Origin of the sequence: Nitrosospira sp. NpAV (genome assembly GCF_000832065.1) — a bacterium.
Taxonomy (GTDB): Bacteria; Pseudomonadota; Gammaproteobacteria; order Burkholderiales; family Nitrosomonadaceae; genus Nitrosospira.
Map to the genome: position 1 here is coordinate 1 of NZ_JXQM01000058.1, position 1,289 is coordinate 1,289.

The 1,289-nt window shown below is 62.5% G+C and carries 1 protein-coding gene; it reads right to left on the reverse strand.

Annotated features, from left to right (window positions below):
• Positions 1-1,289: DUF4157 domain-containing protein (locus tag SQ11_RS16605; protein WP_156972531.1), on the reverse strand; the 1,289-nt coding region annotated here is incomplete at both ends.

Consider the following 1,289-nt stretch of genomic DNA (forward strand, 5'->3'; position numbering starts at 1 on the left):
CCGGTATAACCCGTTCTTCCCATGAGAGGTTGTATTGGGCGGTTGCCTGTCCCCAGTTAACGTCCCCGTCCGTGCCCCAGAACTCGTTCTCGGCATCGGCTGCCACTTCAATATAGGCGACCAGGTAGACGTCCACGCTTTTCCACTCGCCCCCGCCCGATTGGTCCCAGTGCAACGGCATCGACTCGCTCAAGGTTGCGAGCTCGCCCTCATCCGTTTTCGTCAGGGGAATCTTGACGTCGACCGTCGCATCGCCTACTGGCAGCGAGACATCGACCTCGCCAATCGTCGACGTCTCCGCCTCGCTGCGCCCGCCATCATGGATGGGTGGGAAAAGTGATTTCTGTGCAGGTGTCGGATCGGCGATGGTACGCACCGCCACATTGCCCGCTACTGCCGCCCCGGCTTGGCCATAATGCAGGTCATCGGCCTCGGCGCCGCCAAAGATACTGGCGCCTCCCCGAAGCGTGAGCAGGTTGTTGTCGGTGCCGGTATGGACGAAGGTGTAGCGCGTGTCGCGCCGCATCGTCAGCTGGGCATTGCCGCCATAGATTTTCCAGAATCCGGCCTCTTGCCAGGCCTTGGCCTTGCCATAGACTCCCGTAGGCATGGGAAGCGCAATTGTGCTGCCATTGCCGTTCGTTCGGTCGCCTATGACCGGGCTGGTATTGGAGACTTTTTCCTTGAGCGTCCATTCCCCCTGTACCCGCGGACCATTCGTACGCCCATGCACGGGTGGGGGCAACGGTGAGCGCTGCACTGAATTTGCCGAATGGGCCGCGCGCTTTGCCTGAACCCTTTGCGAAAATGCAGCGGATCCCGGTTGGGGCTCCTCTTTTTCCTTGTCTGCGCTACAGGCGGAGCAGGCTCGCTGCACGGCAGGGCTGGCGTCGGCCGGGGGTGTTTCAACCGCAGCTCGCCTTTTTGGCTGCAACGGCGCACCGCCGGTTTGCTGCACCACGTGCGTCAGCTCGTGTGCCGTGAGTTCCAGATTCTCGGGACTGCTATGGGCGCCATAGTAGATGTCGGCACCGTGGGTGAAGGCGTTGGCGCCCACATCCCGGTTCATCTGGATGGCATCGCTGCCGGTATGGGTGCGCACCTGGCTGAAATCCATGCCGAAGCGCGGCTCCATGAAGCTGCGCACGGCATCCGGCAAAGGACTGCCGCCGCCTTTGCTGCGGTTGAGACGGGATTCGACGTCCTCTCCCACCTCGAAGCTGTCGGCCAGCGATCCGGCAGAGCCGGTCCGGGGCGTTTCGGCGTCCTTCTCTTCTTGCGCTTGCCGC